Raw genomic sequence first — 232 nt, 5'->3', positions numbered from 1 at the left:
GACGAAGAAGGCCGTGCTCTGCTGGCTGCCTTTAACTTCCCATTCCGCAAGTAAGGTTAGGGTTATGGCTAAAACATCCATGAAAGCACGTGAAGCAAAGCGTGCGAAGCTGGCAGCCAAGTTCGCGACCAAGCGTACCGAGCTGAAAGCTATCATCGTTGATATGAACGCTTCTGAAGAAGCGCGTTGGGATGCTGTCTTGCAACTGCAACAGCTGCCCCGTGATTCCAGT

1 pseudogene is annotated in these 232 nt (G+C 52.2%); it reads left to right on the top strand.

The features are described 5' to 3' along the window. Positions 1–64: 64 nt before the first annotated feature. Positions 65–232: pseudogene (gene rpsN, locus B4920_RS30710) on the top strand (30S ribosomal protein S14); the annotation flags it as partial.

It is taken from the genome of Zoogloea sp. LCSB751, assembly GCF_002028455.1.
In the GTDB taxonomy this organism is placed as follows: Bacteria; Pseudomonadota; Gammaproteobacteria; order Burkholderiales; family Rhodocyclaceae; genus Zoogloea.
The sequence above is the reverse complement of the archived record's forward strand: the minus strand, read 5'-3'. Positions and strand labels throughout refer to the sequence as shown.